The organism is Kitasatospora sp. YST-16 (assembly GCF_026802215.1).
In the GTDB taxonomy this organism is placed as follows: domain Bacteria; phylum Actinomycetota; class Actinomycetes; order Streptomycetales; family Streptomycetaceae; genus Kitasatospora; species Kitasatospora cineracea.
Map to the genome: position 1 here is coordinate 6,454,244 of NZ_CP113837.1, position 19,607 is coordinate 6,473,850.

At 75.0% G+C, this 19,607-nt stretch carries 17 protein-coding genes; 12 read left to right on the forward strand and 5 right to left on the reverse strand.

Annotation, left to right across the window (positions count from 1 at the left end; all coding sequences use genetic code 11):
• Nucleotides 1-248: 248 nt before the first annotated feature.
• The 3 genes from helR (at nucleotide 249) to OU787_RS29135 (ending at nucleotide 4,136) form a co-directional block, all read left to right on the forward strand.
• The gene (helR, locus tag OU787_RS29125) at nucleotides 249-2,411 is read left to right on the forward strand and encodes an RNA polymerase recycling motor ATPase HelR (protein WP_268661148.1); all 2,163 of its coding nucleotides are present in this window, start codon (nucleotides 249-251) and stop codon (nucleotides 2,409-2,411) included.
• Nucleotides 2,412-2,478: 67 nt separating this feature from the next.
• A complete protein-coding gene (locus tag OU787_RS29130) occupies nucleotides 2,479-3,180 on the forward strand; it encodes a DUF6193 family natural product biosynthesis protein (protein WP_268661149.1) in 702 nt (233 codons plus the stop codon).
• Between the two features lie 5 nt (nucleotides 3,181-3,185).
• Entirely contained in the window at nucleotides 3,186-4,136 is a 951-nt protein-coding gene (locus OU787_RS29135; RefSeq protein ID WP_232794980.1) for an alpha/beta hydrolase, read from the forward strand.
• Here OU787_RS29135 and OU787_RS29140 read toward each other — a convergent pair.
• Together OU787_RS29140 and OU787_RS29145 are read right to left on the reverse strand one after the other, a co-directional pair.
• Nucleotides 4,133-4,681: a pyridoxamine 5'-phosphate oxidase family protein gene (locus tag OU787_RS29140; RefSeq protein ID WP_051817010.1), complete on the reverse strand. Its 549-nt coding sequence runs from the start codon at nucleotides 4,679-4,681 to the stop codon at nucleotides 4,133-4,135. The genes OU787_RS29135 and OU787_RS29140 overlap by 4 nt on opposite strands.
• On the reverse strand, nucleotides 4,678-4,950 hold the full coding sequence (locus OU787_RS29145) for a hypothetical protein (RefSeq protein ID WP_268661150.1): 273 nt from the start codon (nucleotides 4,948-4,950) through the stop codon (nucleotides 4,678-4,680). Before OU787_RS29145 ends, OU787_RS29140 begins: the two co-directional genes overlap by 4 nt.
• A 208-nt stretch (nucleotides 4,951-5,158) precedes the next feature.
• Between OU787_RS29145 and OU787_RS29150 the strand changes: the two genes are divergently transcribed.
• The 6 genes from OU787_RS29150 (at nucleotide 5,159) to OU787_RS29175 (ending at nucleotide 11,820) form a co-directional block, all read left to right on the forward strand.
• Nucleotides 5,159-6,052, forward strand: a complete 894-nt coding sequence (locus tag OU787_RS29150; protein ID WP_030464451.1) for a metal-dependent hydrolase — start codon at nucleotides 5,159-5,161, stop codon at nucleotides 6,050-6,052.
• Between the two features lie 344 nt (nucleotides 6,053-6,396).
• Nucleotides 6,397-7,476, forward strand: a complete 1,080-nt coding sequence (locus tag OU787_RS29155; RefSeq protein ID WP_268661151.1) for a PDR/VanB family oxidoreductase — start codon at nucleotides 6,397-6,399, stop codon at nucleotides 7,474-7,476.
• A gap of 10 nt (nucleotides 7,477-7,486) precedes the next feature.
• Nucleotides 7,487-8,320 carry a M24 family metallopeptidase gene (locus OU787_RS29160; RefSeq protein WP_268661152.1) on the forward strand — a complete coding sequence of 278 codons (834 nt, stop codon included), beginning with the start codon at nucleotides 7,487-7,489 and terminating at the stop codon, nucleotides 8,318-8,320.
• Nucleotides 8,317-10,050, forward strand: coding sequence for an SDR family oxidoreductase (locus OU787_RS29165; RefSeq protein ID WP_268661153.1), 1,734 nt, complete (start codon nucleotides 8,317-8,319; stop codon nucleotides 10,048-10,050). The genes OU787_RS29160 and OU787_RS29165 overlap by 4 nt, the downstream gene beginning before the upstream one ends.
• Nucleotides 10,051-10,303: 253 nt before the next feature.
• Nucleotides 10,304-11,170, forward strand: a complete 867-nt coding sequence (locus OU787_RS29170) for a DUF3626 domain-containing protein (RefSeq protein ID WP_268661154.1) — start codon at nucleotides 10,304-10,306, stop codon at nucleotides 11,168-11,170.
• Between the two features lie 26 nt (nucleotides 11,171-11,196).
• The gene (locus OU787_RS29175; protein ID WP_030464446.1) at nucleotides 11,197-11,820 is read left to right on the forward strand and encodes a LysE family translocator; all 624 of its coding nucleotides are present in this window, start codon (nucleotides 11,197-11,199) and stop codon (nucleotides 11,818-11,820) included.
• A 50-nt stretch (nucleotides 11,821-11,870) separates the two neighbouring features.
• Here OU787_RS29175 and OU787_RS29180 read toward each other — a convergent pair whose 3' ends face one another.
• Both OU787_RS29180 and OU787_RS29185 read right to left on the reverse strand, forming a co-directional pair.
• On the reverse strand, nucleotides 11,871-12,164 hold the full coding sequence (locus OU787_RS29180; protein WP_030464445.1) for a hypothetical protein: 294 nt from the start codon (nucleotides 12,162-12,164) through the stop codon (nucleotides 11,871-11,873).
• A 107-nt stretch (nucleotides 12,165-12,271) separates the two neighbouring features.
• Nucleotides 12,272-12,814, reverse strand: a complete 543-nt coding sequence (locus OU787_RS29185; RefSeq protein ID WP_030464758.1) for a GNAT family N-acetyltransferase — start codon at nucleotides 12,812-12,814, stop codon at nucleotides 12,272-12,274.
• 441 nt (nucleotides 12,815-13,255) lie between these two features.
• Here OU787_RS29185 and OU787_RS29190 point away from each other — a divergent pair, with 441 nt between their 5' ends.
• Nucleotides 13,256-15,832 (forward strand): SdrD B-like domain-containing protein, encoded by a 2,577-nt coding sequence (locus OU787_RS29190; RefSeq protein WP_268661155.1) that lies wholly within the window; start codon nucleotides 13,256-13,258, stop codon nucleotides 15,830-15,832.
• A 137-nt stretch (nucleotides 15,833-15,969) separates the two neighbouring features.
• On the forward strand, nucleotides 15,970-16,752 hold the full coding sequence (locus OU787_RS29195) for an LppX_LprAFG lipoprotein (protein WP_051816985.1): 783 nt from the start codon (nucleotides 15,970-15,972) through the stop codon (nucleotides 16,750-16,752).
• 256 nt (nucleotides 16,753-17,008) lie between these two features.
• Here the strand turns inward: OU787_RS29195 and OU787_RS29200 are convergent, their stop codons facing one another.
• On the reverse strand, nucleotides 17,009-18,343 hold the full coding sequence (locus tag OU787_RS29200) for a right-handed parallel beta-helix repeat-containing protein (RefSeq protein ID WP_268661156.1): 1,335 nt from the start codon (nucleotides 18,341-18,343) through the stop codon (nucleotides 17,009-17,011).
• On the opposite strand from OU787_RS29200, the gene OU787_RS29205 reads away from it, so the two are divergent.
• On the forward strand, nucleotides 18,338-19,528 hold the full coding sequence (locus OU787_RS29205) for a Dyp-type peroxidase (RefSeq protein ID WP_268661157.1): 1,191 nt from the start codon (nucleotides 18,338-18,340) through the stop codon (nucleotides 19,526-19,528). The two genes, OU787_RS29200 and OU787_RS29205, sit on opposite strands and share 6 nt — an antisense overlap.
• Nucleotides 19,529-19,607: the final 79 nt, after the last annotated feature.

A 19,607-nucleotide genomic window follows, 5' to 3' on the forward strand; every position in this document is an offset into this window, starting at 1 on the left:
GTGCCCGGACCCCGGCGGAAGGACGGCGCCGGGCGACCGGCCCCGGACGCACGAAAGGCAGGGAGCCGAAGCTCTCCTGCCGTTATCAAACTTATACCGCAAGGGGGGCCTTGCCGCAAGGCCCCCTCGATGCCGCACAATCGCTGATCTGAACCGGGGAACCCGCGCGAACAGCACAGACGGGGCAGACCGCGAGCAGCACGCGGACGGAGCGCGGCCCACCCGGCAGCGGATCGGAGTCACCACCCATGAACCAGCCGACGACCAGCGCCTTCGACCTGCCCGAGCGGCTCGCCGCCAAGGCGGACCCGGCCCTGATCGCCGCCGACGACCGGCACTTCGCCGAGGTCGCCGACACCCTGAGCCGGGACACCGCGGAGCTGACCGCGCGCCTCGAACAGGTGCGCCGCAGCCCCGGCGGGGCCGGGCAGGCCGCGATGGACCGCGACAACGAGGTGCACCAACTCTCCGCCCGGCTGCGCACCCTGAGCCGCTTCGGCCACGACCTGTGCCTGGGCCGGATCGTCCGCGCCGACGACCCCGAGCCGGTCTACATCGGCCGCCTCGGTCTCGCCGACGCCGACGGCCGCCGCCTGCTGGTCGACTGGCGCTCGCCCGCCGCCGAACCCTTCTTCGCCGCCACCCACGCCAACCCGATGGGCCTGGCCAGCCGCCGCCGCTACCGCTGGCAGCGCGGCCGGGTCGGCGACTACTGGGACGAGGTGTTCACCGCCGACGGCCTGGAGGGCCACGCCGCCCTCGACGACCAGTCCGCGTTCATCGCCAGCCTCGGCAGCTCCCGCTCCGCGCGGATGCGCGACGTGCTGGCCACCATCCAGGCCGACCAGGACGCCATCATCCGGGCCGGCTCGCGCGGCGCCCTGGTGGTCGACGGCGGCCCCGGCACCGGCAAGACCGTGGTCGCCCTGCACCGCACCGCCCACCTGCTGTACTCCGACCCGCGCCTGGGCCACCGCAAGGGCCGGGTCCTGTTCGTCGGCCCGCACCAGCCGTACCTGGCGTACGTCGCCGACGTGCTGCCCAGCCTCGGCGAGGAGGGCGTGCAGACCTGCACGCTGCGCGACCTGCTGCCCGAGGGGGCCGCCGTCGCCCCCGAACCCGACCCCGAGGTGGCCCGGTTGAAGGCCGCCGCCGGGATGGTGCACGCGATCGAGAAGGCCGTCGCCGTCTACGAGGAGCCGCCCGCCGAGGGCCGCAAGCTCTCCACCGAGTGGTACGAGCTGTGGATCGACCCGGAGGACTGGTCCGAGGCGTTCGCCGCCCCCGGCCCCGGCGTCCCGCACAACGAGGCCCGGCAGCAGATCCTGGACGAGCTGATCACCATCCTGCTCGACAAGAACGCCGACTCCTTCGACGACGAGGAGGACGGCATCTCGCCCGAGGTGCTCCGCCGCGAACTGCGCCGCGACCCCGAACTGCTCGGCGCGCTGCGCCGCGCCTGGCCGATCCTGGAGCCCACCGACCTGGTCGGCGACCTGTGGACCGTCCCCGCCTACCTGCGGCTGTGCGCGCCCTGGCTGAGCCGCGAGGAGATCCGCACCCTGCAGCGCACCGACCCCGCCGCCTGGACGCTCGCCGACCTGCCGCTGCTGGACGCCGCCCGCCGCCGCCTCGGCGACACCGACGCCGACCGCCGCCAGCGCGCCCACCGGGCCCGGCTGGCCGCCGAGCGCGAGATGATGGACGGCGTGGTCGACCACCTGCTGAACGCCGACTACGACAGCGAGGGCGCGGTCGCCATGCTGCGCGGCGCCGACCTGCGCGAGGCGCTGATCGACCACACCGAGGCCGAACCCGTCGACCCCGACCTGCTGGCCGGGCCGTTCGCGCACATCGTGGTGGACGAGGCGCAGGAACTCACCGACGCCGAGTGGCAGATGCTGATCGCCCGCTGCCCGTCCCGCTCCTTCACCATCGTCGGCGACCGGGCCCAGGCCCGACACGGCTTCACCGAGTCGTGGACCGAACGCCTGGAGCGGGCCGGCCTGGACCGGGTCACCCTCACCTCGCTGACCGTCAACTACCGCACCCCGGAAGAGGTGATGGCCGAGGCCGAGCCGGTGATCCGGGCCGCCCTGCCCGACGCCAACGTCCCCACCTCGATCCGGCGCAGCGGCCTGCCCGTCCACCACGGCGCCCGCGCCGAACGCGACGCGCTGCTGGACGCCTGGCTGGCCGAGCACCCCGAGGGCACCGCCTGCGTGATCGGCGACCCGTCCTTCCCCGGCGGGGGCCGGGTCCGCTCGCTCAGTCCCGAACTGGTCAAGGGCCTGGAGTTCGACCTGGTGGTGATCGTCGACCCGGAGGCGTTCGGCGACGGCATCGAGGGCGCCGTCGACCGCTACGTGGCGATGACCCGCGCCACCGGGCAGCTCGCGGTCCTGCGCTGACCGCTCCCGCGCGGCCGCCCCGGTGAATCCGCCGCGGGCGGCCCGCACTTCGCGCATACTCGACCGCATGACCGAGGACCCGGCGACCGACCACGCCCGCCACTACCCCGACCTGGTGCGGGCCGGATCTCTGCGCGCCGCGCTCGGGACGGCCCTGCCGCCGGACACGCCCGACCGCTACCCGGACTCGGTGCGGGCCGAGGCGGGCGAGCGGGGGGTGTCGGTGGTGGCGGTCGCCGGGGAACGCGGCTTCCGGGTCCTGTGCTGGGCCCGGACGATCCACATGGCCGGCGGCACCACCGACGACCTGGCGGCGGCCGCCGGGGCGGTGGAGCAGTGGCTGCGGCCGGTTCCGGTGCGCGAACTCACCGACCGGTGGCCCTTCCTGGAGGTCGGGAGCCTCGCCGAGGCGTACGAGTGCGGCGACCCCGTCCCGGCCCGCTGGGCGCAGCTGCGGGCCTCCCGGATCCGGCTCCGGCACGCCGCCGAACTGCACGCGTTCATCGAGGCCGCCCACGCCGAACCGCGGCTGCGGGCGCTCTCCCCGGGCATGTCGATGTTCTGGGTGACGTTCAGCCGCCGGGCCGAACGGCCGCTCTGCCGCGACCTCCCGATGGTCGGCGCGCGCGGCGGCGACCGCTACGAGATCCGCCACGGCGAGGGCCGCCGGGAGGTCCGCGAGGTGGACGGCCTCGCGGCCACCCTCGCCGCCGTCCTCGACCTGCTGCCCGCGGACGCCGTGCCCGAGCCCTACCCCCCGATGGTCTGAGCCCCGTGCACAAGCCCCACCTGGACGCGGAGCTGGCCGCCGCGCTGGCCGCCCGGGGCGGCGTGCCCGCCCCGCTGACGCCCGAGAACCTGACGCAGTGGCAGCGGCACGACGCCGCCCGGCGGCCCCGCCCGACCCTGCGACAACTCGCCGACGGCGGACGGTTCGAGGCCGCCGGGCACGACGCCGACGGCGTCCCGGTCGTCCACGGCCGCCCGGCCGCGGCGACCGGGGTGCTCCCGGCCCTGCTCTACCTGCACGGCGGCGGGCTGATCGGCGGCAACGCGCACGCCGTCCTGCCGCGGGTGCTGCGCGAGCTGGCCGAGCCGCTCGGCCTGGCCGTGCTCTCCGTCGAGTACCCGCTCGCCCCCGCCGCCCGCTACCCCGCCCCGCTGCACGCCTGCCGCACCGCCCTGCGCTGGGCGGCCGCGCACGCCGGACGGCTGCGGATCGACCCGGACCGGATCGTGCTGGCCGGCAAGAGCGCCGGCGGCGGCCTGGCCGCCGCACTCGCCCTGCTGCTGCGCGACGAGGGCGGGCCGGTGCCGGCCGGCCAACTGCTGCTCAGCCCGATGCTGGACGATCGGGGCGCCACCGCCTCCGCCCGGCAGGCCGCCGGGCACGACACCTGGGACGCCGTCTCCAACACCACCGCCTGGCAGGCCGCCCTCGGCCCGCTGCACGGCACCCCCGACCTCCCGCCGCACGCCGCCCCCGCCCGGGCCCACGACCTCTCCGGCCTGCCGCCCGCCTACCTGGAGGTCGGCTCCGCCGAGACCTTCCGCGACGAGGTCACCGCCTACGCCGACACCCTGTGGCGCAGCGGCGCCCACGCCGAACTGCACGTCTGGCCCGGCGCCCCGCACGGCTTCGACACCCTGGCCCCCGGAGCCGCCGTCAGCCGGACGGCACTCGCGGCCCGCCGGGACTGGCTGCGGCGGCTGCTGTTCAGCTAGCCGGCAGCCGGCAGCCGGGTGTCGGTCCAGCCGGTGTCCGTCCAGCCGGTGGCGGTGCGGGTGTGGCGGCGGCGCAGGTGGTGCCGGTCCGGGGCGGCCTGCCAGAACTCGGCCTCGGCGGCGTGCAGGGCGTAGCAGCGCAGGTCGGGCGAGGGGGTGGCGCAGCCGGGGGAGGGGCGGACCGGGCCGCGCAGGCGGACCTGGCGGCCCCGGGCCGGCCAGTAGACGGTCAGCGCGGCGTCCGGGCGGGCGGCGAACTGGCGGGCCTTGGGGGAGTCGGGTTCGGTCCAGAAGTGCCAGGCCGCGGCGGGGAGTTCGACGTCCCGCAGGACGAGCACCCGGGCGTCCGGGCGCCCCTCGGCGTCCACCGTGGCCAGCGTCAGCACCTGCGCGTCCGGGACGCCTGCGGCCAGCGCGTCCAGCAGCCAGGCGGTGAACAGCTCGGCCGGGCCGGTGGGCGCGTGGTCCGGCGCCGGGTAGGCGGGGGCGGCCAGCACCGGGTGCGCGATCAGCGCGCGGACGAGGGGGGTGGGCGAGTCGGTCACGGGGTCTCCGGTGGCGGCGGCGGGGCGTCGGGCGGCATCAGCACGCTGATCCGGTAGGTCGTCGGGTGGGTGAGCCGCCCGCAGAACGTGTCCAGCCGCAGGCGTTCCTCTTCGTAGGTGCGTTCGGCCCGCAGCCGGCGGAAGTACGCCGTGAACTCGGCGTAGTCCTGCGTCGAGTACAGCGGGTGCCACTGCCAGCCCTCGTACCGCGCGGCCTGGCGCCGTTGTGCCGCTTCCTGTCTGCGTTTGCGTCTGTGCTGACCGGGCATGGGGTCCAGCCTGACGGTTCGCGGGGCGGCAGGACAAGCGGGTTCGCGGCGAGTGGTGTCACCCGATCGGGCGGCTTATTAGACTCGATGTTGATAAGAGTGGTCGAAACCCTTGTCCGACCCGCTACCCGCGAGTAGTTTGCCGGTGTGCCCGCCGGGCCCCCCGCCCCGGTCCGCCCCCTCGTCCGCCGCGTGTCAGGAGGCACCCATGCCCCGCCCCACCCCGCCCGTCACCGTGCACGACAGCCTGGTGCTCGAACCGCGCGACGTGCACTTCGACTGGTCCGAGCTGCCCCTGCACTGGATCCCCGACGAGCCGATGGCCACCCACACCATCAACGTGCTGCACCTGCTGCTGCCCGAGGGCGAGCGGTGGTTCGTCAAGGTCTTCAAGGAAGCGCTGCCGCTGATCCGCGACGAACAACTGCGCGAAGAGGTGCTCGGCTTCATCGGGCAGGAGGCCATCCACGCCGAGGCCCACCAGGAAGTCCTCGACCACCTGCTCGGCCAGGGCCTCGACCCGCGCCCCTACGTCCGGCAGATCAGCTGGCTCTTCCACCGCGTCCTCGGCGACAAGCCCGGCCTGACCGCCCGCCGGCGCCGCGAGAACATCATCGAACGCGTCGCCTTCGTCGCCGCGATCGAGCACTTCACCGCCTTCCTCGGCAACTGGGCCCTCAACTCGCCCGGCCTCGACCGCGCCAAGGCCGACCCCACCATGCTCGACCTGCTGCGCTGGCACGGCGCCGAAGAAGTCGAACACCGCAGCGTCGCCTACGACCTGATGCGCCACCTCGACCCCGGATACCTGCGCCGCATCCGCGGCATGTTCGTCTCCGGCCCGCTCCTGGTCCACCTCTGGATCCGCGGCACCCGCTTCATGCTCGCCGCCGACCCCACCCTGGACGGCCGCCTCGCCCCCACCTGGCGCGACGCCCAGCGCGCCGCCCGCCGCGGCCTCCTCCCCGAACCCGCCCGCTTCCTGCGCTCCGCCGCCAGGTACTTCGGCCCCGGCTACCACCCCACCCGCGAAGGCAGCTCCTCCCAGGCCCTCGCCTACCTCGCCAAATCCCCGGCCGCGCAGGCTGCCGCCACTCGCTGAGGGCTCCCGAGAGGTGCTGGCGCAGCCCGGGAGGCTGGGGCGCGAGCGGCTGCGAAGCCAGGGGCGCGGGGAACTGCGCGAAGGGGAACGGGACTTCGGAAAGATCCGAATGCCTTGAGCGCCCGAATCCTGGTCGCGGCCCCCTGCGGAGCGTGCCACCCCCAGCGGCTCCGCCCACCTGCCACCGGCCCTCCGTCCACGGACCTCGCCCGCTTGCCGTTCCCCTGCGCGCAGTTCCCCGCGCCCCTGCTTTCGCAACCCTCCACCCCACTTGCTTTCGCACCCCCGCGCCCCTGCTTTCGCAACCATCCACCCTCCACTCCACCCTGGAGCCCGCACCCGCCATGGATCTCGAAACCCCGCCCCCCGACCTGTACGGACGCCCACGGGCCGACCGTTTCTTCGCCCGGCTGACCGCCTTCGGCGACTGGTACAGCCCCGCGCTGGGGAGTCCAGGGCTGCGGCGGAGTCCGCGGCGGGCGGAGGCCCGGCCGGTGCCGCCGCTGTACCTGGTGGTGGTGTCGCACCGGGTGGTCGCCGAGGACGTGGTGGAGCTGCGGCTGGCCGACCCGTCCGGCGGGATGCTGCCGGCCTGGCAGCCGGGGGCGCGGATCGTGCTGACGCTGCCGTCGGGGCGCGAGCGCCACTACTCGTTGTGCGGGGACCCGGCCGACCGGCACGCCTACCGGGTCGCGGTGCGCCGGATCGCGGACGGCGGCGGCGGATCGGTGGAGATCCACGACGAACTGCACGTCGGGGTGCGGCTGCGGGTGCGCCGGCCGCGCAACGGCTTCGCGTTCTGCGGCGAGGAGAAGGTGCTGTTCCTGGCCGGCGGCATCGGCATCACGCCGCTGCTGCCGATGGCCCGGGCCGCCCAGCACGCGGGCGTCGACTGGCACCTGGTGCACACCGGCCGGACCGCCGCGGCGCTCCCGTTTACCACCGAACTGGCCGCCCTCGACCCGGCCCGGGTGACCGTCCGCACCGACGACGAGCACGGCCTGCCGGACGCCGCCGAGCTGCTCGCGCACGCGCCCCGGGGCGCGGCCGCGTACGTGTGCGGCCCGGCGCCGATGCTGCTGGCCGTGCAGCGCGCGCTGCCCGCCTCGCCCGCCGTCTCGCTGCACTTCGAACGGTTCGGGGCCGCGCCGATCCTGGACGGGCGCCCGTTCCGGATCCGGGTCGGCGACGAGACGCTGACCGTCCCGGCGGACCGCTCCGCGCTGGACGTCGCCCGCGAGGTGCGCCCGGAACTGCCGTACTCGTGCCAGCAGGGCTTCTGCGGCACCTGCGTGCTCAAGGTCGCCGCCGGGACGCCCGAGCACCGCGACCGCCGACTGACCGCCGAGCAGCGGGCCGCCGGCCTGCTGCTGCCGTGCGTGTCCCGGGCCGCCGAGGGCGAGACCCTCGTCCTGGAGGTGTGAGGTGTCGAAGGTGCCCCGATTCCCGTACGACGAGCGCGACCTGGCGAAGTTCCGGGAGGTCCAGCAGCTGTCCTACCACTGCGCCGAGCAGGTCGCCGCCTGGATCGAACCCGGCGTGACGGAGCGTCAGGCCACCGCCGAGCTGCGCCGCTGCCTGGTGAAGGCCGGCGTGCAGGACTTCTTCCACGTGCCGTTCGCCTGGTTCGGCGACCGCACCGCGTTCCGGCACTTCCACACCCCGCTGCAGTTCTTCGCCGGCTCCCGGGTGCTCGCCGAGGGCATGCCGTACGTGCTGGACTGCGCGCCCGTGGTGGACGGCTACACCGCCGACATCGGCTACGGCGGCAAGGTCGGCGAGAACGCCGTCTGGGACCTGCTCGCCAAGGACCTCAAGACCTACCGCGACCTGATCCTGCGCGAGGTAAAGGCCCGCAAGCCGCTCGCCGAGGTGTACGCCGCCGTCGACGCCCAACTCGCCGCGCACGGCTACGACAACCGCCACCAGGTCTACCCGGGCCGGGTGATCGGCCACCAGGTGACCAGGAACACCGCCCGCGGTCCGGCCGGAGTCAACCTGTTCGGCTTCGGAGTGCGTACGCTGCAGACCCTCGGACGCGAACTGGTCAAGGAGCGCCTGGAGGGCAGGTCCCCGCTGTGGGCGGGCGGTCGGGCCTCCCGGCACGCGCCGACCCCCGGCCTGTGGGCGGTCGAACCGCACATCGGGTTCCGCGACGTGGGCATCAAGTTCGAGGAACTCCTCGTGGTCACCGACGAGGACGCGTACTGGCTCGACGACGACCTGCCGCACGTGCGGCGCTGGGCACTCCAGGAGGACGCAGCATGACCGGCCGCCGCACCGACATCCGCCGCCGCACCGTCGACTCCGGCGGGCTCGCCCTCGCCGTGTACGAGCAGGGCGACCCCGCCGACCCGACCGTCGTCCTGGTGCACGGCTACCCCGACGACCACTCGGTCTGGGACGACGTCGCCGCCGACCTCGCCGCCGACCACCACGTGGTGCGCTACGACACCCGCGGCTCCGGCGCCTCCGGCGTGCCCGCCACCCGCGAGGACTACCGGCTCGAACTGCTCGGCGAGGACCTGTTCGCCGTCGCCGACGCCGTCAGCCCCGACCGCCCCGTGCACGTCGTCGCGCACGACTGGGGCAGCGTCCAGTCCTGGGAGGCCGTCACCACCCCCGGCGCGTACCGGCGGATCGCCTCCTACACCACCATGTCCGGCCCCTGCCTGGACCACATGGGGTACTGGATCCGGCACCGGCTGCGCCGCCCCACCCCCCGCCACCTGTCCCAACTGCTGCGCCAGGGCGCCCACTCCTGGTACATCGCGCTGTTCCAACTGCCCGTCCTCGCCCCCGCCGCCTGGAAGCTCGGCCTGGCCCGGCTCTGGCCCCGCGTCCTGCGCGACCTGGAAGCCGTCCGCCCCCGGCCCGGCCACCCGCAGGCCACCCTCGCCGAGGACGCCGTGCACGGCATCGAGCTGTACCGGGCCAACATGCGCCCCCGGGTCCGGGCCCCGCGCGAACGGCACACCGAAGTACCGGTCCAGCTGATCACCCTGCAACGCGACCACTACGTCTCCGACTTCCTCTCCGAGGGCCTGGAACGCTGGGTCCCCCGGCTCACCCGCCGCACCCTCAACGCCACCCACTGGTCCGCGCTGCTCGAACAGGGCCCCACCGTCGCCGCCCTGGTCCGCGACTTCACCGCCCGCGACCACGGCGCCGCCCGCCAGGAACCCTCCACCGCGGGCGAACTGGTCGTCGTCACCGGCGGCGGCAGCGGCATCGGCCGGGCCACCGCCCTCGCCTTCGCCGACGCGGGCGCCCGGGTCGTGGTCTGCGACCGCGACCTGCCCGCCGCCCAGCGCACCGCCGAACTCTGCGAACTCTCCGGCACCAAGGCCGCCGCCTACCAGGTCGACGTCAGCGACGGCGCCGCCGTCGACGCCTTCGCCCAGCAGGTCGCCACCGAGCACGGCGTCCCCGACGTGGTCGTCAACAACGCCGGCATCGGCCACTCCGGCACCTTCCTGCAGACCACCGAGGACGAGTGGCGCCGCGTCCTGGACGTCAACCTGTGGGGCGTCATCCACGGCTGCCGCGCCTTCGGCCGACTCATGGTCGACCGCGGCACGGGGGGCCACCTCGTCAACCTCGCCTCCGCCGCCGCCTACCTGCCCGCCAAGCAGCTCGCCGCGTACGCCACCTCCAAGTCCGCCGTCTTCATGCTCTCCGACTGCCTGCGCGCCGAACTCGCCCCGCACCGCATCGGCGTCTCCACCATCTGCCCCGGCATCGTCAACACCAACATCACCCGCACCACCACCTTCTCCGGCCTCGACGACGACGCCCTCGCCGCGCAGCAGGCCAAGGTCTCCAAGCTGTACGCCCGCCGCAACTTCCCCCCGGAGAAGGTCGCCACCGAGATCCTCCGCGCCGTCCGCACCCGCAAACCCGTCGTCCCCGTCACCTTCGAAGCCAAAGCCGCCCGCCTCCTCGGCCGCCTCAGCCCCGCCCTGCTGCGCAAGGCCGCCCGGATCAACGCGGGCTGAACAGCCTGCGAGAAATCAGGGGCGCGGGGAACTGCGCGCAGGGGGACGGGCCGCGGGCAAGATCCGTGGACGGAGGGCCGGTGGCAGGTGGGCGGAGCCCCTGCGCGTGCCACGCTCCGCAGGGGGCCGCGACCAGGATTCGGGTGCCGAGGGAAGCCGGATCTTTCCGAAGCCCCGTTCCCCTTCGCGCAGTTCCCCGCGCCCCTGCTTTCGCATCCGGTCGCTTCGCCGCGCGAAAAGGGGCTGCGGGAGCATGGCTGACCAGGGCAGACTGCGCGCCATGGAACAGCCGTCCGAAGCCCGCGCAGCCCTTTCGCACGTCGCGGCCCGCAGCAGCGGCGACCCGCTGCCCGCCGGGCTCGACGTCACGCTTAACTTCCACCCGGACCGCACCGGCCCCGACGGGACGCCGATCCTGGCCGCGATGGCCCGCGACGGCGCCTACCGTTCCCAGTTCAGCACCGGGACCAGCAACGGCGGCCTCACCGCCCACCCCGGCGGCGACCGCTGGAGGTGGGAGAGCCGGATCTTCGGCGGCGCCTACGACGGGGCCCCGGCCGAGCGCCGTCCCGTCTACGGCGCGCTCAACTACCGGCGCAGCCCCTACGGCGGGGCGCCGCGCTTCGGGTCCGCGCACTTCCGGCTGATGCCCGGCACCCTGCACCGGGCCACCTTCTGCTACCCCGACAGCGTCTTCGAGCCCGAGGACTTCGGCACCGCCGACGCCATGCCGCTGCTCGCGGTCGCCGAGGCCGACGAGCAGGACGCCCTGGACGACTGCATCGAGGCCCACCTGCACGGCCCCGTCCGGTTCGACGCGCACGTCGCCGCCCTGGTCCTCGACCCGTGCTACCGCGGCACCGAGGTCGAGACCGCCGCCCGCGCCCTGCCCTGCCCCGTCGAGTGGCACCCCGGCCACCGCCTCCCCGCCGCCGACCTGCCCCGCCACGCCGACTACCGCGGCCCGCACGTGACCGCGCTCGCCGCCGCGATCGCCCGCGACGGGGTGCTCGACCCGGCGGCGATCGGCGCCGCCGCCCGCACCGGGCGGCACGACCCGCAGCACCTCAAGCAGGTCTGGCACTGCCTGGCCCGGTTCGGCCGCCCCGCGGGCTCGTAGACTGACCCGCCGTGGACCTGACGACGATGGCCGGACCGCTCGCCTCCTTCGCCCTGGTGGTGGGCCTGCTCACGCTCACCCCGGGCCTCGACACCGCGCTGATCCTGCGCACCGCCGTGCTCGGCCCGCGGCGCCAGGCGTGGGGCGTGGTCCTCGGCATCCAGACCGGCACCCTGATCTGGGGCACCGCCTCCGCGGCCGGGATCAGCGTGCTGCTCACCGCCTCCCGCCTCGCCTACGAGACGCTGCGCTGGGCGGGCGTCTGCTACCTGCTGTGGATGGGCGTGCAGATGCTCCGCCGCCGCCCGCAACCGGACGACCCCGCCGACGAGGACGGCGCGGAGCGCCCCGGCGGCTGGTGGGCCGGCTGGCGGCGCGGGACGCTCACCAACCTGCTCAACCCCAAGGTCGGCGTCTTCTACGTCGCCGTCCTGCCCCCGTTCATCCCGGCCGGCGCCCCGCACCTGGCGGCCGGCGTCCTGCTCACCTCCGTCCACGTGGCCGAGGGCCTGCTCTGGTCCGCCGCCCTGATCGCCTTCGCCCGCACCCTGCGCACCCGCCTGCGCCGTCCCTCCGTCCGCCGCCTGCTGGACCGCGCCACCGGCATCGCCGTCCTCGGCTTCGGTGCGAAACTCGCCCTCGGCGACTGACCGCCGCGGCCCCGGGCTGCGGCGGCACCCGCTGTCTCGACCCCTCGGTCTCAGCCCCTCAACTTCTCGATCCCGGCCCGCAGTTCGTCCGCCGACATGCACGGCGTCACCGTGACCCTGGCCCCGAGCCGCATCCACAGCGGCTCCATGGTGGTGACCAGCGAGGACTCCTGGTCCACGTCCACCACGAGGGTGAACCCCCGGTGGCCGTTCAGCGGGTAGAAGTACGCCGCCTCCGGCCGCAACTGCTCCATCATCCGGCCCATCATCTCGGGCATCTGCCCGCTGGTGATCAGCTCGTTGGACTTCTCGGTGTCGATCTCCGCGACGATCAGGGTTCGCATCGCACGCCTCCCAGACCTCTCAGGGCTTCCGCGAACCGTTCCATTCTCCTGCCCCCACCCACCCCGGTCGCGGTGGAACGTCCACCCCGCCCCGGGGCCGGGGCCGGCTACTCGGGGGCCGGGCGGGTGCGGGCGTGGAGGTGGCCCTCGGCGGGGTGCGGGGGGCGGGGCGGGAGGGTGGACTCGAGGGGGAAGCCGGCTTTGCGGGCGACGTGGCAGGAGGCGGGGTTGGCCGCGTTGTGGATGAGTTCGAGGCGGGTCAGGGCGAGGCCGTCGGCGGGGGAGAGGGCCCAGGCGGAGAGCAGGGTGAGGGCGCGGGTGGCGAGGCCGCGGCCGCGGGCGGGAGCGGCGGTCCAGTAGCCGACCTCGGCGGTGGGGCCGGTGCCGCCGGGGCGTTTGAGGGCGATGTGGCCGGCGATCAGGCCGTCGGCGAGGACGGCGTAGCTGAGGAGTTCGCCGGTGGCGCGGTTGGTGCGTTGGGTGGCGATCCAGTGCAGGGCGGCGTCGCGGTCGTCGATGCGGCGGGAGGACCAGCGGCGGATCTCCGGGTCGGCGAGCAGCGCGGTGAGGGTGTCGGCGTCGGCGTCCTCCCACGGGCGCAGGTGGAGGTCGGCGGTGCGCAGTGCGGTGGTGTCCGGTGTCCTCGTCATCCCAGCCCCCCGGTTCCGGTACGGACGAGGACCGTACCGTACCGGATCGGCCGGGTGCCGTTCCAGCCGCGGCGCGGCGATCTGACGGTGCGTCAGGAGGTCGCAGGGCGGGGCGCACGAGGCGCACGCGGCGGTGATCGATGTGCTTCCTGATGGGTCGTCAATTTTCTTGTACGGCACCGCGGATGTTCGTATTCCGCTTACCATTCGGCCAAAAGGGGTGCGTCCTGCACCGTTCCGGTGATCCTTCCGCAGCGGTCCGGCGCGCCTTCCGGAGCGACGACGAGAGCAGGGCATGACCCAGACAGAGCAACAGACCAGGGCGCCCGTACGGGGCGCCGGTCGGCGGCGGGCCGAACGGGCCGCCGCCGTGGTGGCGGCCTTCGCGGCGGCCACCGCCGTCGCCGCCCCTCGGCCTCGCCCGCCTCGGCGGACGGGTCGGTGACGGTGCGGGTGGTGCGGGCGGTGGACGAGAGCGGGACGTGGAGTCCGGCGCTGGAGCCGGGCCTGGCCGGGGTGACGGTGACGTTGACCGGCGAGGACGGCGGGGTGCGCACCGGTGTCACGGCGGCCGACGGCACGGTGACCCTCAAGCCCGCCAAGGACACCGCGAGCGGCAAGTACCGCGTCGAGGTGGTGAATCCGCAGCCGGGCGTGCTGTACCCGGCGTTCGCCGCCCGCGAGGGCCTGGCCGGGGCGCCGGACAAGCTGAGCAGCAACGAGGAGTTCGTCGACCTGTCCGCGGGCAAGCAGGCCACCCTCACCACCGGCCTGTGGAACCCGTCCGACTACTGCCAGCGCAACGCCCCGCTGGCCACCGCCTGCCAGCCGCCGATCGGCGCCCCGGCGGGCCAGCGCACCCTGCTGACCTTCCCGTACGAGGCGCGCGGCGTGAACAAGGACGTCACGAACATCGGCACCAGCGGCGAGACCGGGAACGTCTTCGGCATCGCCTGGAACCGCGACGACCAGCGGCTGTTCAGCTCCGCCCAGGCCAAGCGCGCCACCGCGTACGGCCCCGGCGGCCCGGGCGCGATCTACGTCACCGACCCGGCGAAGAAGACCACCGCCCTGTTCGCCACCGTCCCGAACGCGGGCAGCACCGCCCACGCCGGCGGCGACGACGCGGCGTTCCTGCCGGCCGTCGGCAAGGAGAGCCTGGGCGGGCTGAAGCTGACCGAGGACGGCCGCGACCTGTACGTGGTCAACCTGCACGACCGCAGGCTGTACCGGTACGACGCGACCGCGCCGACCGCGTCCGCGCCGACCGCGTCCGCGCCCAAGGCCGTGTACGCCATCCCCGCCGCCGACTGCCCGTCGGCTGAGGACTGGCGCCCGTACGGGCTGGGCATGCAGGACGGGGTCGGCTACGTCGGCGGCGTCTGCTCCGGCCAGTCCACCGGGAAGATCACCGACCTGCGGGCCGTCGTGCTGCCCTTCGACCCGGCCACCGGCGCTTTCAAGGCGGCCGTGCTCGACCAGCCGCTCGACCACCGGGGCACCCCGGCGAACATCTGCGCGGGCTACTACTGGTACCCGTGGCAGGACGACCAGCCGCTGCAGAACGGCCAGGTCTGCGGCCTCAACCCGGAGCCCGAGCTCGGCGAGGTCGGCTTCGAGACCGACGGCTCGATGCTGCTATCCTTCCGCGACCGGTACGCCGACCAGGCCGCCGCCGCCCCGCCGGACGGGCAGCCGTTCCCGCCCGGCTTCGTCTACGTGCTGGCCTCGGCCGACCTCAACAAGGCCTGCAAGTCCGGCGGCACGTACGTGCTGGACGTCAACCTCGGCTGCGGGGAGACCGTCCGCAACAAGGGCTTCTTCGACCTGAGCCGGCCCTACCCCGGCGGGCACCCGTACCCGACGTTCGCGGGCATGGCGCTGTCCCGGGTGGAGAGTTCGATCGCCACCTCCGGCTACGACGTGTCCAACAACATCGTCACCGCCGGCACCATGTTCACCCTGCGCACCGGCGCACCCGACCCCGGGTTCGGCCAGGAGCTGTCCGACGGCCGCTCACGCTTCGGCAAGGGCGCCGCGATGGCCGACCTCGAAGTGCTCTGCGACCGCGCCCCGCTGCAGATCGGCAACCGGGTCTGGTACGACCCCGAGCGCTCCGGGCAGCAACTCCCGCAGCAGCAGCCGGTCCCCGGCGCGACCGTCCACCTGTACGACGCGGACGGCAAGCTGGTCGGCACCACCAAGACCACCGCCCGCGGCGAGTACTACTTCGACGACACCAACGTCACCGGCGGCCTCAAACCGAAGACCGGCTACACCATCCGGCTCGACAACCCCGCCGACTACGCCAAGGGCGGCCCGCTGTACCACTGGGTCCCGACCAAGGACAACGTCGGCGACAACCGCCTGACCGACTCCGACGGCACCGTCCCCAAGGGCGGCACCTACGTGGAGCGGGTGCTCACCACCGGCGGCCCCGGCCAGGACGACCACAGCTTCGACTTCGGGTTCCAGCACCAGCAGGGCGCGCTGCGCCTGGTCAAGCACGACCAGGACGGCAAGCCGCTGCCCGGTGCGGTCTTCCAGCTGTGGCGCGAGTCCAACGGCACCGACGGCCTGCAGACCGACGGGGCGAAGCCCGACGCCAAGGCCGGCGACCCGTGCACCACCGGCGAGGACGGCACCTGCACCGAGCAGGCCGACCTGGGCACCTACTACTGGCAGGAGGTCAGCCCGCCCAAGGGCTACCAGGCCCCCGAACAGCCGGTCCTCGGACCGCTCGTGCTGGACGACGCGCACCTGGACGCCGGCCTCATCACCACCGCCGTCAACACCCTCGCCCCGCAACCCAGCCCGAGCCCCACGCCCACCCCGACCCCGACCCCCACGCCGACCCCGGTCGCGCCCGCACCGCCGCAGGCCCGCCCGGCGCCCTCCGGCAGCCTCGCCAGCACCGGCCTGGACGGGGCCGTCCCGTTCGCGCTGGCCGGCGGCGCGCTGCTGCTGGTGCTCGGCACCGGCCTGGTGATCGTGGCGAGGAGGCGCCGCAGCAGCTGATCCGACGTCACACTGGGGGCCCCGGGCGCCAACCCGGGGCCCCCGCCCGTGAGAACGCCGAACGCGCACCGAGCGCGGGACGTCCGTGAACCCCGCACCGGGCGCCGGACGTCCGTGAACCCCCAGCAGAGGAAGCCGTGGCAACGCAGAAGAAGAACCGCCGCCGGTACGCCGTCGCGGCCGTGGTGGCCGCCGTCCTGGTCGCCGCCGGCGGGGTGACGGCCTGGCAGGTGTCCGGCCGGGGCGGCGGCAGCCGCCCGCTCAGCACCGAGGAGGCGTCCCGGCTCGCGCTCTCCCGGTTCACCCTGTACGGGGCGAGCCCGGTCGAGGTCGCGCTCACCGCCGACGAGGGCGGCGGGACGGTGGTCGAGGTGCACGGCGTCATCGACTACCGGACCAGGCACGCCGCCGGCAGCTACCGGGTGCGCGGACCCCAGGGGGTGCTGGACGAGGGGCTGGTGGTCTGGGACACCGGGGGCCTCGGCCTGGCCAAGGCCCCCGCCGGGGCGGCCGGGCAGCCCTGGGAGCAGGCCGAGCACGTCCCGCGCACCGGCTGGGCCTCCCGCACCTACGGCAGCGACCCGCTCGACGCCGGGCTGGACCTGGCGGTCCAACTCGGCGCCGACCGCCCCGACAACCCGCTGCTGCTCGCCCAGGCCGGCCCCCGCTGGCTCGGCCGGGACCGGATCGACGGCCGCGAGCACGACCGGATCTCCGGCCCCCGCCCGCGCGACGCCGCCACCACCGCGGCGGCCACCGGCGACGGCACCTCGCCGCTCACCTACTGGATCGACGCCGAGGGCGGCCTGCGCCGGGTCACCATGCGGATGGCGGGCATCGGCACCCCCGCCACCCTCGACTTCGAGGGCCGGCAGGACGGGGCGAAGCTCCCCGAGGCGCCCTGGGCGACGGCGGGCTGATCCGGTGTCAGGACGACGACGGGCCGAGCCGGGGCCAGGGCTCCGGCGGCGGGCTGATCCGATGTCAGGAGGGTCGTGGGCCGAGCCGTGGCCAGGGCTCCGGCGGTGGGCTGATCCGATGTCAGGAGGGTCGTGGGCCGAGCCGTGGCCAGGGCTCCGGCGGCGGGCTGATCCGCTGTCAGGAGGGCCGCGGGCCGAGCCGGGGCCAGGACGCCGACGGCAGGCCGAGCCGGTGCCGCCGTCGGCCGACGCGGCGTCAGGAGTCCGACGGCAGCGGGTAGGCGTCCGGGTCGACCTTGCCGGGCAGGTCGACGGCGGGCACCGCCGGGGCGTGCGGGTCGGCCAGCGAGGGCTGCGCGGGCGGCACCGGGACGGCGTTGAACGCCGTCCCCGGCGGGGCCTGCACGCCCGCCGCGCGCCCGGCCGGGACGCGGCCCGCGCCCGTCGCGTCGCAGGCCGCCAACTGCTCCAGCCCGTCCGGGCTCTGCGTCGAAGGCCCGTTGCCGGTGAAGCAGTTGCCCGGGTCGGCGGCCGAGCTGACCAGGTCCACCCCGTTGCCGGTGACCTCGTTCCCGGTGACCCGGTTGCCGGACGCCGGGTGCCCCGGCGGGTCGGTCACCACCACGCCCGCCGCCCGGTTGCCGCGCACCAGGTTGCGCTCGACCCGGTTGCCGGTGCCGCCGCCGATCCCGATGCCGATCCCGAAGCCGCCGTCGGCCTGCTCCGGCGAGTCCGCCGCGTTGTTGTCCGCCACCACGTTGCCCGCGATCACCGCGGCGTGCTGCGGCGCCAGCGACTCCAGGTCGTTGGAGTTGACCGTCACCCCGACTCGGTTGCCCACCACCCGGTTGCCCACCACGGTCAGGTTCTCCGACGCGTTGGTGATCTCGATCCCGACCGCGTTGCGCTCCACCGTGTTGCCCCGCACCAGGGTGTCGCACGGCTTGCACTGCCCGACGTAGATCCCCGAATCGGCCTGCCCGGACGCGTACGACTCCTCGATGACCCCGCCCCGCGCGTCGAACGCGTAGATGCCGTACAGCGCGTTCCCGTACGCCGTCACCCGGGTCGCCCGGAAGCCCTGCACGGCGGGGAAGCGGGTGGTGTCCAGCGGGTCGTACGCGGAGCCGCCCGCGCCGTGCCGCTGGAGCTTCTCGTCGGTGACGCCGGTGAACAGCACGCCGTTGGCCAGGTAGCCGTGCACGGTCAGGTTCTCCACCACGCTGCCCGCGCCGGTCGCGGTGATCCCGTTGACCAGCTTCAGCCCGCCGTCGAACACCACCGCGTTCCGGTCCGTCCCGCGCAGCACCACCCGGGGCCTGGTGATCCGCACGCTCTCCCGGTACGTGCCCGGGCCGACCAGCACCAGGTCGCCCGGGTTCGCGGCGTCCACCGCCCGCTGCACCGTCGGGAAGTCCTCCGGCACCCGCAGCACCGTCCCCGGCGGATGGCGGTCGGCGGACGTGCCGCCGCCCCCGCCCGAGGAGCAGCCGGCCGCGGCCGGGAGCAGCAGCAGCGCCGCACCGAGCAGCAGCCGGGCCGTCCGGCGCTGACGGTGCATCAACCGTGAAGAGGAGAGGAGGAGTTGCATGAAACGTGTTCTATCGTCTGCAATGGCCGCCATGCACACCGAACGGGCGAACCCGCAGGACACCGCCGCCCCCGCCCGCCCCCGGATCGACCGCCGGGCGCTGCTCGCCGCCGGGGCCGCGCTCGCCGCCGGAGCCGGCGCCGCGACCGTCCTCGCCCGCGAGGACCGGCCCGGCCCCGCCGCCGCCCCGCCGCCCCCGGGCCCGTCCCGTTCCACGGCGCCCGGCAGTCCGGCGTCCTGCACCGCCAGCTCCCCGCCACCCGGCTGCTCGCCCTCGACCTGCCCGCCGCCACCGACCGGGCCGCGCTGCGCACCCTGCTCGCCGCCGCGAGCGAGGTCCTCGCCCGGGCCGCGGACGGCGGCCTCGCCGACCCGCGGCTGACCGGCACCCCGCCCGTCACCTCGCTCGCCGCGATCGGGCCGGCCCTCGCCACCCGCCTCCACCTGCCCGCCCCGGCCGCCCTCGCCGAACTCCCCGCCTTCCCCGGCGACCGCCTCGACCCGGCCCGCAGCGGCGGCGACCTGCTGCTCCAGGTCAGCGCCGAACAGCCCTGGACCACCGGCATCCTCACCGAGCACCTGCTCGCGGCCGCCACCGCCGCGGGCGCCGCCCTCCGCTGGCACCAGGCCGGTTTCCTGCCCCCCGCCCCCGACGGGCAGACCCCGCGCAACCTCTTCGGCTTCAAGGACGGCACCGCCAACCCCGACCCCGCCGACCCCGCCCTCTGGCAGCAGGACGGCACCGTCCTGGTCTACCGCCGGATCCGGATGGACACCGCCGCCTTCGCCGCCCTCCCCGCCGACGGCCGCGACCTCGCGATGGGCCGCCGCGCCGACACCGGCGCCCCGCTCACCGGCACCGCCGAACACGACGACCCCGACATCTACGCCAAGCACCCCGACGGCTCCTACGTCATCCCCGCCACCGCCCACGTCCGCCTCAGCAGCCCCCGCCTCGACGGCGGCACCCGGATGCTCCGCCGCGGCTGGTCCTACGACGACACCCCCACCGACCGCGGCCTCCTCTTCTGCGCCTTCATGCCCGACCCCGCCCTCTTCACCCGCGTCCAGACCCGCCTCGCCGAACGCGACGCGCTGACGCCGTTCCTGACCCACACGGCCTCGGCGGTCGCCTGGGTCCTCCCGGGCGCGAAGGAGGGCGGGGCACTGGGGGAGGGGCTGTAGCGGGAGGCACGGTAACGGGAGGGAAACCACGGGGCGTCGGGGCCGGAGGCGGTGCCATACTCGGGCCTCCTCCCGGCGT

What these genes read in the sequence shown, in the direction of transcription:
- OU787_RS29170 (WP_268661154.1), top strand. Translation starts at nt 10,304, where the DNA reads ATGGCTGACCAGGGCAGACTGCGCGCCATGGAACAGCCGTCCGAAGCC.
- OU787_RS29130 (WP_268661149.1), top strand. Translation starts at nt 2,479, where the DNA reads ATGACCGAGGACCCGGCGACCGACCACGCCCGCCACTACCCCGACCTG.
- helR (WP_268661148.1), top strand. Translation starts at nt 249, where the DNA reads ATGAACCAGCCGACGACCAGCGCCTTCGACCTGCCCGAGCGGCTCGCC.
- OU787_RS29200 (WP_268661156.1), bottom strand. Translation starts at nt 18,343, where the DNA reads ATGCAACTCCTCCTCTCCTCTTCACGGTTGATGCACCGTCAGCGCCGG.
- OU787_RS29185 (WP_030464758.1), bottom strand. Translation starts at nt 12,814, where the DNA reads ATGACGAGGACACCGGACACCACCGCACTGCGCACCGCCGACCTCCAC.
- OU787_RS29150 (WP_030464451.1), top strand. Translation starts at nt 5,159, where the DNA reads ATGCCCCGCCCCACCCCGCCCGTCACCGTGCACGACAGCCTGGTGCTC.
- OU787_RS29175 (WP_030464446.1), top strand. Translation starts at nt 11,197, where the DNA reads ATGGCCGGACCGCTCGCCTCCTTCGCCCTGGTGGTGGGCCTGCTCACG.
- OU787_RS29180 (WP_030464445.1), bottom strand. Translation starts at nt 12,164, where the DNA reads ATGCGAACCCTGATCGTCGCGGAGATCGACACCGAGAAGTCCAACGAG.
- OU787_RS29165 (WP_268661153.1), top strand. Translation starts at nt 8,317, where the DNA reads ATGACCGGCCGCCGCACCGACATCCGCCGCCGCACCGTCGACTCCGGC.
- OU787_RS29145 (WP_268661150.1), bottom strand. Translation starts at nt 4,950, where the DNA reads ATGCCCGGTCAGCACAGACGCAAACGCAGACAGGAAGCGGCACAACGG.
- OU787_RS29155 (WP_268661151.1), top strand. Translation starts at nt 6,397, where the DNA reads ATGGATCTCGAAACCCCGCCCCCCGACCTGTACGGACGCCCACGGGCC.